Source organism: Mesorhizobium sp. M0074, from assembly GCF_040322975.1.
Lineage (GTDB): Bacteria > Pseudomonadota > Alphaproteobacteria > Rhizobiales > Rhizobiaceae > Mesorhizobium.
In genome coordinates, this window is sequence record NZ_JAMYUM010000016.1 from 18,922 (window position 1) to 32,332 (window position 13,411).

A 13,411-nucleotide genomic window follows, 5' to 3' on the forward strand; every position below is an offset into this window, starting at 1 on the left:
AAGGTATTTCGCAGCCAATGGCCTATAGAAACGGCGAGACTGTGAGGCACCGCCACGCGCGCCTGTTTCGCCTGATTAAAAGCAACGTACGTCGGCTTCCGCCTGCGCGCGTTTCAGTTCCGTGCGCGCCGCCTTCGCTGGCGCGCTTTCGCGAAACAACCCTGCGGCCTCCCCTGTCGTCAGCGACATGCTTTTGAAGGTCTCCGCCCTCTCATAGTGATCGTAAGGAAGGATCGAGGCGATAACATCGATCGAGCAGGAACAGCTTTCAAGCGCCTGACGTGTCTGGCCATTTGTTTGCATGCAGCCGAGCACGTAGTCGGCAATCGTTGCCGTCGGGTAGTCTCCCGCCGCGTTGGCCAAGTTCGCAAAGGCCAGCGTCGCCGCAAAGGCCACCGGCAAGCTGAGAGATCCAACAGACCTTATCATGAGGAACCTCCAGTTGGCCTGGACACCATGCATCCAGACGGGATCATCGCTCCAGTTGGCGACGTGCCGCAAAGCCAGTCAAGCTCCCATGGCCTGCGTATACGACCAAAGGAGGAATGCCCTATCGACCGACAAGAGCCAGCTTCATGACCCCCTGAGCACCTCTTTCACGCGTTTATTTCATGCGTCGCTCACTATCGGCAGCCAGCGAGATGCACGCATACTTACTCCGATGTGCCTCGTGGAATATATCGAAATAACGTCAAATATATATCACCTTGAGAATACGGGAACAATATGGTTGCTATATATGCCGCAGCTGGCGGCCATTCTCTTATTAGTTTTTCACCCGATGCTTATTTTACTGGTTTCTAAATATTGCATCGCACCATAATCGATATTGCAGCGCAACGACGCATTGTAGGTTTTTGCTTGCCTGGTCTTTTACGATGACATAGCTTTTTCCTGTTTCCGGCTTCAAGAGCGCCACCGTCATCAGGGAGCGGCGGCAGTCTTTCGAAGACCAAGGGGGGCGGGCGGTAACGGTGCCCTCTGCTTCGGGGTAGGTCGTGACAGCTGCCGGAAAATAACTTCCCAACGTGAATTGCTTGGGCAGGCCCCTGTGGGGCTTGACGGTCGATTCTTCACTGTGAACCCGGGAGGATTTTGGATGCGTGTACTTGCGAAAACTACCTACATACTGACGACCGCGGCGTTTTTATCGCTCGGCGCTGCCTATACGGCTTCGGCCAATGAAGACCTTGCAAAGCTCGCATCGGATGCGAAGAACTGGGCGATGCAGACGGGTGACTACGCCAACACCCGCTATTCCAAACTCAACCAGATCACTGCCGACAATGTGAAGAACCTGCAGGTCAAATGGAGCTTTTCCACCGGCGTGCTGCGTGGTCACGAAGGCGGGCCGCTGATCATCGGCGACGTGATGTATGTCCATACGCCTTTCCCAAACAACGTCTTTGCTCTCGACCTCAAGAATGACGGCAAGATCCTGTGGAAATACGAGCCCAAGCAGGACTCGAACGTCATTCCGATCATGTGCTGCGACACGGTCAACCGCGGTGTCGCCTATGGCGACGGCAAGATCATTCTCAACCAGGCCGACACAACTGTCGTCGCGCTCGATGCCAAGACCGGCAAGGTCGTCTGGTCTGTCAAGAACGGCGACCAGACCGACGGCGGAAAGGGCGAATCCGGCACGTCGGCACCCGTAGTCATCAAGGACAAGGTGCTCGTGGGCGTCTCCGGTGCTGAATTCGGTGTTCGCGGCTGGCTGGCCGCCTACAATCTGAAAGACGGCAAGCTCGCCTGGAAAGCCTATTCGGAAGGTCCTGATGCAGACACCCTTCTCGATCCCGAAAAGACGACTCATCTCGGCAAGCCTGTCGGAAAGGATTCCGGCACGAACACCTGGGAAGGCGAACAGTGGAAGACGGGCGGCGGCACGACATGGGGATGGTATTCCTATGATCCCAAGCTGAACCTGGTCTATTACGGCACTGGCAATCCCTCGACGTGGAACCCGGTCCAGCGCCCAGGCGACAATCGCTGGTCCATGACAATCATGGCTCGCGATGCGGATACCGGTGTTGCCAAATGGCTCTACCAAATGACCCCGCATGATGAGTGGGACTATGACGGCATCAACGAGATGATTCTCGTCGATGGCATGGAGGTCAACGGCGCCAAGCACGACGTGCTGGTGCATTTCGACCGCAACGGCTTTGCCTACACAATGGATCGCGCCACCGGCGAACTTCTCGTCGCCAAAAAATACGATCCGGCAGTGAACTGGGCGACGGAAGTCAACATGGATCCCAAGAGCGACCAGTATGGCCGCCCGCAGGTCGTCGCCAAGTATTCGACCCAGCAGAACGGCGAAGACACCAACTCGACCGGTATCTGCCCGGCCGCGCTTGGAACCAAGGACCAGCAGCCGGCCGCCTACTCGCCGAAGACCGGGTTGTTCTACGTGCCGACCAACCATGTCTGCATGGACTATGAGCCTTACAAAGTGAGCTACACCGCCGGTCAGCCCTATGTGGGCGCCACCGTGTCGATGTATGCGGCGCCCGGTGGTGACGGCAACATGGGCAACTTCATTGCCTGGGATGCAGCCAAGGGTGAGATCGTCTGGTCGAAGCCCGAGCAGTTCTCGGTTTGGTCGGGCGCATTGGCGACAGATGGCGACGTCGTCTTCTACGGTACCCTCGAAGGCTACATCAAGGCGGTCGATAAGGACGGCAAGGAACTTTACAAGTTCAAGACCCCGTCCGGCATCATCGGCAACATCACGACCTATGAGCATGACGGCAAGCAGTACGTCGCCGTTCTGTCCGGCGTCGGTGGATGGGCCGGTATCGGTCTGGCAGGTGGCCTGCTTTCGCCCGATAACGCCGCTGCCTGGCATGGCGCCGTCGATCAGGGCCGTGCGCAGGGCGACGAGACCGCGGTCGTTGGAACCGCTGGTCTGGGTGCCGTCGGCGGTTACGCGGCACTTGCCGACTATACGACGCTGGGTGGTCAGCTCACCGTCTTCGGCCTCCCGGACTGATAACCGGGAAGAGCCTTACGACTAGGTTCGAAAACGAGAGCCCGGGTCACCCGAAGCCGGGAACTGGGCTCTCGATTACGCGCGCATCCAAACACCGATCAATGCCGCTGCACGACGGCAGCCAGTGTCCCTGGCAAATGAAGGAAGAGTCTGAATGATCGTTCGCATTGCAGTTTCCGCTCTCGCCCTGGTCCTGCTGCCTCTGGCCAGCTCAAGTCTGGCACGGGCCGAAGACAGCATGGAAAAAGCCAAGGCGGTGAAGCAAGAAGGAGGCAAGTATGTAGATGCGGACGGAAATCCGACCTACAAGATCGAAAACGGAACCGTCGATTGGTACACGTTCAGCGGGTACCGCCGGTATCACTCCGATTGCCATGTCTGTCACGGACAGGACGCAACAGGTTCGAGCTATGCGCCTGCCCTGGTCAATAGTCTGAAAACCATGGATTACGCCACGTTCCTGTCGATCGTCGCCGAGGGCCGCAAGAATGTCGGCGGCGGCAAGGAAAACGTCATGCCTGCCTTTGGCGACAACAAGAACGTCTATTGTTACCTGGACGATCTCTACGTCTATCTGCGCGCGCGCGCCGATGGCGCGGCACCCCGCGGCAGGCCGCCCAAGCACGAAAACAAGGCTCAGGCAGCCAAGGATGCCGAAGCATCCTGCATGGGTGGATGATATGATCGGCTGCACTGCATCGAAGCTGCGCGTCGTTCTGCCGATCCTCGGCGCGTTCGCCTTGCTGCCGTCGAACGTTCTGGCTCAAAATGCCGGGCTTGGCGCTGCGGGCGAACTTGTGGATCCCGACATTCTGCGCGTCTGCGCCGATCCCTCGAATATGCCCTTTACCGACAAGAACGGCCAAGGCTTCGAAAACAAGCTGGCTGAACTGGTTGCCAAGAAGACGGGGCGGAAATCAGTCGCTTACACGTGGTTTCCCACTGTCACCGGCTTTGTGCGAAACACGCTGGGGGCCAACCGATGCGACATCATCATGGGCTACGCCCAAGGCGATGAACTGGTGCAGAACACCAACGCCTACTATCGCTCCGCCTATGTGCTCGTATACCCCAAAGGCAACGGCATGGAAGGCATCGAGACGATCGAAGACCCGAAACTTTCCGGCAAGAGAATCGGCGTCGTCGAAAGCACGCCGCCAACCGCCAACATGGCCGCCAACAAGCTTCTGCGGACCGCCAAGATCTATCCACTCGCGGTGGATACGCGCGTCACTCCTTCCATGGGGGAGGTCATGATCAAGGACATGCTCGCCGGCAAGATTGACGCGGCGGTCCTGTGGGGGCCGATGGCAGGTTACTATGCCAGGGAACTCGGAGCCGATGTCACCATTGTTCCGTTGTTGAAGGAAAAAACCGGCTCGCGCATGTCCTACCGCATCACCATGGGCGTACGTCCGTCCGACCAGGAATGGAAACGGACGCTCAACCGGGTGATCAGGGAAAACCAGCCGGAGATCACCAAGCTCCTGCTGGGTTACAATGTGCCGCTGATCGACGAGCACGAGAATCCGATTACGCAATGTTGGGATGGGTCAGGAGGAGGAAAAACCTGCGCGATGAACAATTGAAGAGAAGACTACAGCTACTTTCGATAGTTTGTTTTTCGGGCCTTTCAAAACCTTGTGTTTCATTTGTCCATTTTGAGAACGTGATGGACGAGCCATTGCTTCGGTGCCCTGCAATGGTTGGCTAACCACCGGATCGGCCCCTTCGGGCTGGTAGAAGAGGAGAAATGTTATGAAGAAGAGCTGGACAAAACCGACCATGTGTCAGGTTGCTGCGGGCTTTGAAATTTCGCGGTATCTGCCTGCTGAAATTACTCCCAAGAAGTAGGCCGCAGAGGTGCGTGTCCCTGGCAACAGGGGCACGCATCCCCTTGCCGTATGGGATTTTCGTGAAAGAGTTTGAGGCGCGCAAAGCGGGCGGGCCGTTTTTTGCGGCTGCAAATTGGCTGCTGGTCAGAGAAGCCGCGGGGCGGGCGTTTTCATGCGCTTGAGAATCATCGGATCGGCGGCCGGCGGCGGCTTTCCGCAATGGAACTGCAATTATCGTCTGAGCCGTGCGGCTCGCACCGGGGTAGCTGGCGTGCATTCACGAACCCAATCGAGTGTCGCCGCGTCGGCGGATGGACTCGGCTGGGTTCTGTTCAACGCCTCGCCCGACATTCGCCAGCAGATCGCGGCAACGCCTGAATTGCAGCCCGCGCACGATGCGCCGCTGCGCTCGACGCCCATTCGCGCGGTCGTGCTGACCAATGCCGATGTCGATCATGTCGCCGGCCTGCTCAGCCTGCGTGAGCGGCAGCCTTTCGCTATCTATGCAACGACACAGGTTCTGGCGACGCTGAAGGCGAATTCGATTTTCAATGTCCTCGATCCGGCGCTCGTGCCGCGACGCATCTTGCCGCCGGCGCAAGAACTGTCGATCTGCGACACAGACGGCCACGACACCGGGGTGGCTGTCGAGAGCTTTCCCGTGCCCGGGAAGATAGCCCTCTATCTCGAAGAAAGAGGTCAGCCGGATGCGAATTTCAGCTCTGACACTGGCGACACGATCGGCGTCCGTATCGCCGGTGCCGGCAGTCGCGGCTCCGTCTTCTACATCCCCGGCTGCGCCCGCATCGATGCGGCCCTGCGCACGCGTCTAGCCGATGCCGCATGCCTTCTGTTCGACGGCACGGTCTTCACCGACGACGAGTTGATTGCTGCCGGCGTCGGCCAAAAGACCGGTGCGCGCATGGGGCATCTGGCAATGTCGGGAGACGCGGGGTCGATCGCCGGCTTGGCCGATGTGAGGATCGGCCGTCGTGTCTTCGTCCACATCAACAACACCAATCCTGTTCTGGACGAGAATTCTGCCGAGCATGCAGCAGTCGAAGCGGCTGGCTGGGAAGTGGCCGGCGATGGGATGGAGATGGAATTTTGAGTGATTTCCACCACGCAGCCAGCAACGGCCTGTCCTCCAGAGAGCTCGAAGCCGTGCTGCGGCAGGTCGGTGCCGAGCGCTATCACAACCACCATCCTTTCCATCACAGGATGACCAGCGGTGCGCTGTCGAGGACCGAGATGCAGGCCTGGGCGCTGAATCGCTATTGCTATCAGGCGGTCATTCCGCGCAAGGATGCCATGATCCTCGCTCATGCCGAGGATCCGGCGTTTCGCGCCGCCTGGCGCAAACGCATCGAGGATCATGACGGCGAGGACGGCTGGAGCGGCGGTATTGCGCGCTGGTTGCACCTGGCGACCTCGCTCGGTCTCGATGCCGACGCGGTGAAGAGCGAGAGGCTGGCCCTGCCGGCGACACGTTTTGCGGTTGGCGCTTACCTCTCCTTTTGCACGAACCGGACCCTGCTGGAGGCGGTCGCGTCGTCGCTGACTGAGATGTTCTCGCCGCTCATCATCGGCGAGCGGGTGCCCGCGATGCTGGCCAGATACGATTATATCACCGAGGACACGCTGGCCTATTTCACCCGACGGCCCGAACAGGCCTCGCGCGACGCCGACTTCGCGCTCGCCTATGTGCTCGAACATGCCGACACGGCAGAACGCCAGCAGCAGGTGATCGATGCACTGGTGTTCAAATGCGATATACTCTGGGCCATGCTCGACGCGCTTCAACACGCCTATGGCGAGCCGGGCAATATCCCGCCGGGCGCCTTCCGTCCGGAGGCAGCCCAATGATGGCACTGCGCGAAAGAGCCATGGTGTCGCTGCAGTCGGTTCCATCGCTGCCGAAGCATGTGCGCATACAGTATGACCCCGTGCGCCAGGCGTTCGCCGTGCTGTCGCCCGAAAAGGTGTTCTGGCCAAACGAGATCAGCCTCGACATATTGCGCCGCTGCGATGGGCGGTCCACGGTCGGCCACATCATTGCCGGCCTTGCCGCAGATTACGATGCCGAACAGGAGGCTGTGGCGGCCGATGTCATCGCCTTCCTGCAGGAATGGTCTGACAAGCTGCTGGTGAAGCTATGAGCGAGCCCCCTCTCCCCCCGATCGGCATGCTGGCGGAACTGACGCATCGCTGCCCGCTGCAATGCCCCTATTGCTCCAATCCGCTCGAATTGCTGAAGGCCAATCGCGAACTCGACACGCAGAGCTGGCTCGACCTATTCTCGCAGGCCGCCGATCTTGGCGTTCTCCAGGTGCATCTGTCCGGCGGTGAACCGACGCTGCGTCGCGATCTCGAGCAATTGATCGCCGGGCTTTCGGCGCGCGGCGTCTACACCAACCTGATCACCGCCGGTGTCGGCATTGCGGATGGCCGCATCGAGGCATTTGCCGAAGCCGGGCTCGACCATCTGCAACTGAGCTTTCAAGGTGCACGGCCGGCGACCACCGAGCGCATCGGCAATCACAGGGGCAGCCACGAAAAGAAGCTGGAAACGGCACGTCGCGCTCGCGCGGCCGGCTTGCCGCTTACCATCAACGCGCCGATCCATCGCCACAATATCGAGGAGGTACCGGAATTCATCGATCTGGCCCTTTCGCTGGGTGCGGAGCGTCTCGAGATCGCCAGCGTGCAGTACGCCGGCTGGGCGCTGACCAATCGCGATCAACTGATGCCCGAGCGTGCTGCCGTCGACCGCCAGGCGGAGATCGTCGCGGCGGCGCGCGAACGGCTCACCGGCATCATGAACATCGATTTCGTCACGCCGGATTATTTCGCCATCTATCCCAAGCCGTGCATGGGCGGCTGGGCGCGCGACGCCTTCATGGTGACGCCAGACGGCACCGTACTGCCATGCCATGCCGCCCAGACCATACCGTCGCTCGGCTTCGAGCGTTTTGGATCACGCAGCCTGGCCGCGATCTGGACCGATTCCCCGGCATTTAATGCCTTTCGAGGCACGGACTGGATGCAGGAGCCCTGCCGCAACTGTGAGCGGCGCGAGATCGACTGGGGCGGCTGTCGCTGCCAGGCGATGGCAATCGCCGGCGATGCCGCCGCGACGGACCCGGCTTGCGCGAAATCGCCGATCCATGCGCGCATGGCAATGCTGATCGACGAGGCCCAGCGCGCTGCGACGGTTCCTTCGAAGGACGAACCATTCGTCTACCGGCGCATCGGCATCGTCACCGAGCCCGCCTGACTGCCAACTATTCCTACGGCCTACCCTAGTGAAAGCCGTTCGGCATGCCACGTCATATGGTCATGCATGAATGTCGAAATGAAAAAATAGGAGTGATCGTATTCGTCCTGCATCCGCAATTTCAACGGAATGCCTGCCTTGGAGCAGGCGTCTTCGAGCAGCCAAGGCCTGAGGCCCTCCTGGAGGAAACCGTCTGACGTTCCGTGATCGACCAGGAATTCCGGGAAACGATGTCCATCCTCGAGGAGCGAAGTGGCATCGTAGCGCCGCCACGAGGCCTCATCCAGGCCGAGATATTTTTCGAAAGCCGGCTTCGACCAGCCGGCTGTGCTTGGCTGCACGATCGGCGCAAAGGCCGAGCAACTTCTGAAACGCGCGGGATTGTTCAGTGCGATCGTCAGCGCGCCATGCCCGCCCATCGAATGGCCGAAGATCGACTGGCGCGCCATATCGGCGGGAAATTCGCGCCCGATGACGGCTGGCAGCTCCTCGACGATATAGGAATACATGCGATAGTTCTTGGCATACGGCTCTTGCGTCGCGTCGAGGTAGAAACCGGCGCCGCTGCCGAACTGCCAATTGTCCTTTTCATCCGGAATGTCGGCACCACGCGGGCTGGTGTCGGGACAGACAACGATCAAGCCAAGTTCGGCGGCAATACGTCTGTATTCGCCTTTTTCCATTACATTCGCATGGGTGCAGCTGAGCCCGGAGAGGTACCACACCACGGGGCAACGGCTTTCCCGTGCCTGCGGAGGCACGAAAATGGCAAACGTCATTTCGCACGAGCAGCTCGTCGAAAGATGAGAGTAAACATGCTGGGCGCCGCCATGCGACTTGGCAGTCGAGACGAGTTTCGGGTGCTCTGGCATATATTCTTCTCCACCAATTGCCGCCGACCGTAGGCTCTACGACATCAAGGGTGATCGCGGCAACCTTGGTGGGCCGGCTGGCGCGCGGCGCTCTTGATCGGAGCCGGGATGGCCTGCCTTCGCCGACCGTCTTGGCGCAGCAAGGCGCGAGAGGCCACTCGCTGGCGCAGCGTTGCCCAGCAAGCCATACGGGCCAGGCTGGGCGATTGTTGGCGATGCTGGCTATAACAAGGACGCACTCACTGCGCAGGCATCGGCGATGCTTCCGGGACGCCGAACTCTGCGCAAATGCACTTGCCCTGGCTTTCAGTGGCGACAGCCGCTTCGACGCGGCTATGGCGGACGAGCACGCACGCGTCATCGCGTGGGCTCGCAGCAAGCGCGCCAGGGTACCGAGCAAGAACTTGTGAGCCGACGGCTATTCCCGACCGTCGAAAGCCACGGACAGGCCCAGGGCCTAGAAATAGCCGAGTATGGATTTTACCTCGAGATACTCCAACATGCCCTCGATCCCATATTCGCGTCCGTTTCCGGACTGCTTGAAACCGCCAAACGGGGCGTGCGGATCCCAGGCCGGGTAGTTGAGATGCACCTGACCGGAGCGGATCCGCGAGGCCACGCCCCTGACGGCGTCCACATCCTGGCCCTGCACATGGGCCCCCAGACCGTAGACCGTGTCGTTGGCGATGGTGACGGCCTCCTCGATTGTGTCGTAGGGGATGATGCAGAGAACTGGCCCAAAGACCTCTTCCTGGGCAATGCGCATGGTCGTGCGCACGTCGGAAAAGATGGTCGGCCTCACATAGAACCCGACGTTCAGATCGTGCGCACGGCCCGGTCCGCCGGTGAGAAGCTTGGCGCCCTCAGAAATGCCGACGCCGATCATGGTTTGGATGCGGTCGAATTGGGCACGGTTTGCGATTGCACCGTGAGTTGTGGCTTCGCAAAGCGGATCGCCAATGACGATCTGGGCTGCGGCCCTTTTGGCGATTGCCTCGATCTCGGAGAGCAGCGAGCGTGGCACGATCATGCGCGTCGGGGCGCTGCATGACTGGCCGAGATTGCGGAAGGCGGCGGCTACGCCCAGAGAAACGGCGCGATCGAGATCTGCGTCCGGCAGGATCACGTTCGGCGACTTGCCGCCCAGCTCCTGCGCGACACGCTTGACCGTCGTCGCTGCCGCCTGGGCCACCGCAATGCCCGCGCGGGTGGACCCGGTAATGGAGATCATGTCGACATCCGGATGGGAGGCGAGACCCATACCGACGCCTGGACCATCACCTTGCAGGAGGTTGAAAACCCCGGCAGGGAAGCCGGCTTCCTCGATTGCCTCGGCGAACAGCAGGGCGTCCAAGGGAGAAAGCTCACTCGGCTTCAGCACGATCGTGCAGCCTGCAGCGAGCGCCGGCGAAACCTTGGCGGTGATCTGGTAAAGTGGCCAGTTCCACGGAGTGATCAAGGCGCAGACACCGATCGGTTCGTGGGTGACGGCGGTTTGCCCCCGTTGCTTGACGAAGCGAAAGTCTGTCAGCACATCGCGAGCGACCTTAACATGCGTGATCGCCAGCGGCACCTGGGCGCTGCGCGCATAGCCGATCGCCGCGCCCATTTCGAGGCTCAGGCATTGAGCCAGCAGTTCGCCGCGCGCCTCGAGCAGCGCTTGCAGGCGATCGAGCAGACCCGCGCGGTCTTCTGGCGTGGTCCGACTCCAGGTGGCGAATGCCCGGCGAGCCGCTGCAACGGCCGCGTCAACGTCCTCGCCATTTCCAAGCGGAAACTGGCTCACAACCTCTTCTGTGGCGGGATTGACGACGACGCCCGTCGCGGTGCCGCTCGGCTCAACCCATTGACCGTCGATGAAGAACTTGTCCAGGTGGCCGTTGCGGGCCAGGCGTTCGAGGGGCGTCATCACCCTACAAGGTCCTTCATGCGGTAATAGGCGCCGAGAATCGGCAGGAACCAGGGGCGCCCGAAATAACCGGGGATCGCTGGCCAGTCGAAATCCTTCCAGGGATTGAGCTCGGGGTGCCCGTCCATGACGTCGGCCATGATGGTGCCCATCAACGTCGACATCTGGGTCCCGTGTCCGCTATAGCCCATCGAGTAATAGATGCCATCGCGCTCTCCGGCGCGCGGCAGGCGATCGCGGGTCATATCGACCATGCCGCCCCAGCAGTAGTCGATGCGGGTGCCGGCCAGTTCCGGAAAGACCTCGACCATCGCCGCCTTGAGTATCCGGCCGCTTTTTTGGTCGGATTGAGGGTTGGACACGGCAAAGCGCGCCCTCCCGCCGAACAAAAGGCGATTGTCCGGCGTGAGCCGCCAGTAGACAACGAGATTGCGCGTGTCGACGACCATGCGCCCAGTCGGCATGAGACGCCTAAGGTGGTCGGGCGACAGCGGCTCGGTCACGATCAGAAATGCGCCGACCGGGATCATGCGCCGGCGGATCCAGCCGAGCGGGCCAACCTGGGAAATGCCGCTTGCCAACAGGACCTGCCGCGCGACGATCTTGCCCTTTGGCGTCGTTACCTCATGCCCGCCTGAAACCTTGCGCATCGCAATGACGGGCGAGCGTTCATGAACCTCTGCGCCACGCCGGGCAGCGGCGGTCGCGAGGCCCCGGACGAACCGGCCGACATGCATGCCCGCGCTCTTGGGAAAGAGCAGCCCGCCATGGTAGCGGTTGGTGCCGACTTCGGTTCGCAGGTCCTCGCGCGCGATCATCCTGGTGTCGGGATCGACATTGGCAGCCAGTAGTTCCTGGCTGCGCGCCAGCATGGCGTAGTGCTCGGGCTTGGCGGCAAGCTTGAGTTTGCCGACGCGGGAGAAGCTGCAGTCGATCTTCTCTTCCTGCACCAGCCGCTCGACCATATCGACGCCGGCGTCAAAAGCCTTGTAGAGCGCATTTGCGGCCAGCTTGCCGTGCTTGCCAGCCATGATTGCATAGTTCTGGGCAAAGCCGTTGTTGCACATGCCGCCATTGCGGCCGGACGCGGCATTGCCGATCGTTTCGGCCTCCAACAGGGCAACCCGGGCGCCCTTTTTGGCAAGGGCCAGCGCTGCGGAGGAGCCGGTCAAGCCGCCGCCCACAATCGCCACGTCGTAGTGGCCTTCGAGCGGTTTGGACGACGCTTCATTGAACGGCTGAGACGTATCCAGCCAGTAAGAGGTAAACTTCATTTTCTTGACCACCAGTGTTGATTTGAGTGGGGCGACATCCGAGCGTAGTCGCGCGCCTACCAGCCGCGCATCCGCTCCCAACGCGCTTCAATCTTGGGGCTGTCCCCGTTGACGACGCTGTAGAAATCATGCTGGGCGGCCATCGCACACGCATGGTTGGGCAGAATCCGGACCCGAGTCCCGAGCGGCAACTCGGGCATGGACTTTCCAGAGCCGGCACGAATGGCGAGGATACCGTGTTCCTGGCTGGCCTGGGCCACGATCACATCTTCAAGCACCCGCCCCTTTTCGTCGCAGACCACGCCGTAACCCTGGTCGATCTGCTGGTTTGCGGTTCCCCGGTCGCGCGAAAGCGCCATCCATCCAGCGTCAACCAGCACCCATCCCTTTTCCGGCTTGGACCCGATCACCGTGGCCAATACGGAAATCGCGATGTCGTCGAGTTCGCACACCCCAACGCCGTGCTGGACCAGGTCGAAGAACATGTAGACCCCGGCGCGCAGCTCCGTGACCCCCTCAAGATTGCTGGCGAAATGCGCTGTCGGCGTCGAGCCGACGCTGACGATCGGGCAGGCATGGCCATGGGCGCGCAGGATTTCAGCCGCGCGCACCGTGGCTGAACGCTCGTTCTCGCCTGCCTTGACCAGCGCATCGGGCGTGTTCAAGCCATAGGATTCGCCTGCATGGGCGAGAACGCCGACGAGTTTGGCACTGGCCGCGACGACACTGCCGGCCACGTCAAGCAACTTCGGGTCGTCCGGCCTCAAACCACCGCGATGGTCATCGCAGTCCAGTTCGATGAAAACAGATGGGGTCATACCGGTGGTTTCGCGGACGCTGGCCAGGGCATCGGCCTGCCCGACCGAATCGAGCAACAGCTTCACATCAGCGCCGGTGCGGCGACAAAGCTCCATGGCCCGCGTGGCCGAGGCCGGCGAAATGCCGACCGCGTAGGTCATGTCTCGAAAGCCATGGCCCGCGAAATACTCCGCCTCGGCGATGGTCGAGACCGTGATCGGACCGCGTTCGCGATGGAACGCGCATCGGGCGACATCGATGCTCTTGGCCGTCTTCATATGCGGGCGCAGCACCACGCCAAGCTTCCTGGCGCGCTCAGCCAGACCCTTGATGTTGTGCTCGAGCCGGCCACGGTCTAGAAGCAGCGTCGGGGTGACCAAGGCGTCGATCGTCCTAGCCGTCTCGCTCACCGCCAAGCTTGCCGCCAGCTTATTCATAGTCTCGT

The 13,411-nt window shown here is 61.0% G+C and carries 13 protein-coding genes; 7 read left to right on the forward strand and 6 right to left on the reverse strand.

What is annotated here, in order from left to right; genetic code table 11:
• Positions 1-75: 75 nt before the first annotated feature.
• Positions 76-429, reverse strand: coding sequence for a hypothetical protein (locus NKJ73_RS21120; RefSeq protein WP_352455604.1), 354 nt, complete (start codon positions 427-429; stop codon positions 76-78).
• A gap of 670 nt (positions 430-1,099) precedes the next feature.
• Here NKJ73_RS21120 and NKJ73_RS21125 point away from each other — a divergent pair.
• The 3 genes from NKJ73_RS21125 to NKJ73_RS21135 all read left to right on the forward strand — a co-directional run bounded on the left by NKJ73_RS21125 (position 1,100) and on the right by NKJ73_RS21135 (position 4,590).
• Positions 1,100-3,001: a methanol/ethanol family PQQ-dependent dehydrogenase gene (locus tag NKJ73_RS21125; protein ID WP_352455603.1), complete on the forward strand. Its 1,902-nt coding sequence runs from the start codon at positions 1,100-1,102 to the stop codon at positions 2,999-3,001.
• Between the two features lie 154 nt (positions 3,002-3,155).
• Positions 3,156-3,680, forward strand: coding sequence for a c-type cytochrome, methanol metabolism-related (locus NKJ73_RS21130; RefSeq protein WP_352455602.1), 525 nt, complete (start codon positions 3,156-3,158; stop codon positions 3,678-3,680).
• 1 nt (position 3,681) lies between these two features.
• A complete protein-coding gene (locus NKJ73_RS21135; RefSeq protein WP_352455601.1) occupies positions 3,682-4,590 on the forward strand; it encodes a substrate-binding domain-containing protein in 909 nt (302 codons plus the stop codon).
• Here the strand turns inward: NKJ73_RS21135 and NKJ73_RS21140 are convergent.
• Positions 4,555-4,788 (reverse strand): hypothetical protein, encoded by a 234-nt coding sequence (locus NKJ73_RS21140; RefSeq protein ID WP_352455600.1) that lies wholly within the window; start codon positions 4,786-4,788, stop codon positions 4,555-4,557. The two genes, NKJ73_RS21135 and NKJ73_RS21140, sit on opposite strands and share 36 nt — an antisense overlap.
• A gap of 220 nt (positions 4,789-5,008) precedes the next feature.
• Between NKJ73_RS21140 and pqqB the strand changes: the two genes are divergently transcribed.
• Genes pqqB through pqqE form a run of 4 tightly spaced genes read left to right on the forward strand, consistent with a single transcriptional unit; the run spans position 5,009 to position 8,113 of the window.
• Entirely contained in the window at positions 5,009-5,947 is a 939-nt protein-coding gene (pqqB, locus tag NKJ73_RS21145; RefSeq protein WP_352455599.1) for a pyrroloquinoline quinone biosynthesis protein PqqB, read from the forward strand.
• Positions 5,944-6,702, forward strand: a complete 759-nt coding sequence (gene pqqC / locus NKJ73_RS21150) for a pyrroloquinoline-quinone synthase PqqC (RefSeq protein WP_352455598.1) — start codon at positions 5,944-5,946, stop codon at positions 6,700-6,702. Before pqqB ends, pqqC begins: the two co-directional genes overlap by 4 nt.
• The gene (pqqD, locus tag NKJ73_RS21155; RefSeq protein WP_023678820.1) at positions 6,699-6,995 is read left to right on the forward strand and encodes a pyrroloquinoline quinone biosynthesis peptide chaperone PqqD; all 297 of its coding nucleotides are present in this window, start codon (positions 6,699-6,701) and stop codon (positions 6,993-6,995) included. Before pqqC ends, pqqD begins: the two co-directional genes overlap by 4 nt.
• Entirely contained in the window at positions 6,992-8,113 is a 1,122-nt protein-coding gene (gene pqqE, locus NKJ73_RS21160) for a pyrroloquinoline quinone biosynthesis protein PqqE (protein ID WP_352455597.1), read from the forward strand. The genes pqqD and pqqE overlap by 4 nt, the downstream gene beginning before the upstream one ends.
• Before the next feature lie 20 nt (positions 8,114-8,133).
• On the opposite strand, the gene fghA is transcribed toward pqqE, so the two are convergent.
• The 4 genes from fghA to NKJ73_RS21180 all read right to left on the reverse strand — a co-directional run bounded on the left by fghA (position 8,134) and on the right by NKJ73_RS21180 (position 13,403).
• On the reverse strand, positions 8,134-8,985 hold the full coding sequence (gene fghA / locus NKJ73_RS21165) for an S-formylglutathione hydrolase (protein WP_352570946.1): 852 nt from the start codon (positions 8,983-8,985) through the stop codon (positions 8,134-8,136).
• Positions 8,986-9,442: 457 nt separating this feature from the next.
• On the reverse strand, positions 9,443-10,897 hold the full coding sequence (locus NKJ73_RS21170) for an aldehyde dehydrogenase family protein (protein ID WP_352455595.1): 1,455 nt from the start codon (positions 10,895-10,897) through the stop codon (positions 9,443-9,445).
• Positions 10,894-12,168 (reverse strand): NAD(P)/FAD-dependent oxidoreductase, encoded by a 1,275-nt coding sequence (locus tag NKJ73_RS21175; RefSeq protein ID WP_352455594.1) that lies wholly within the window; start codon positions 12,166-12,168, stop codon positions 10,894-10,896. The genes NKJ73_RS21170 and NKJ73_RS21175 overlap by 4 nt, the downstream gene beginning before the upstream one ends.
• 56 nt (positions 12,169-12,224) lie before the next feature.
• Entirely contained in the window at positions 12,225-13,403 is a 1,179-nt protein-coding gene (locus tag NKJ73_RS21180; RefSeq protein ID WP_352455593.1) for an alanine racemase, read from the reverse strand.
• Positions 13,404-13,411: the final 8 nt, after the last annotated feature.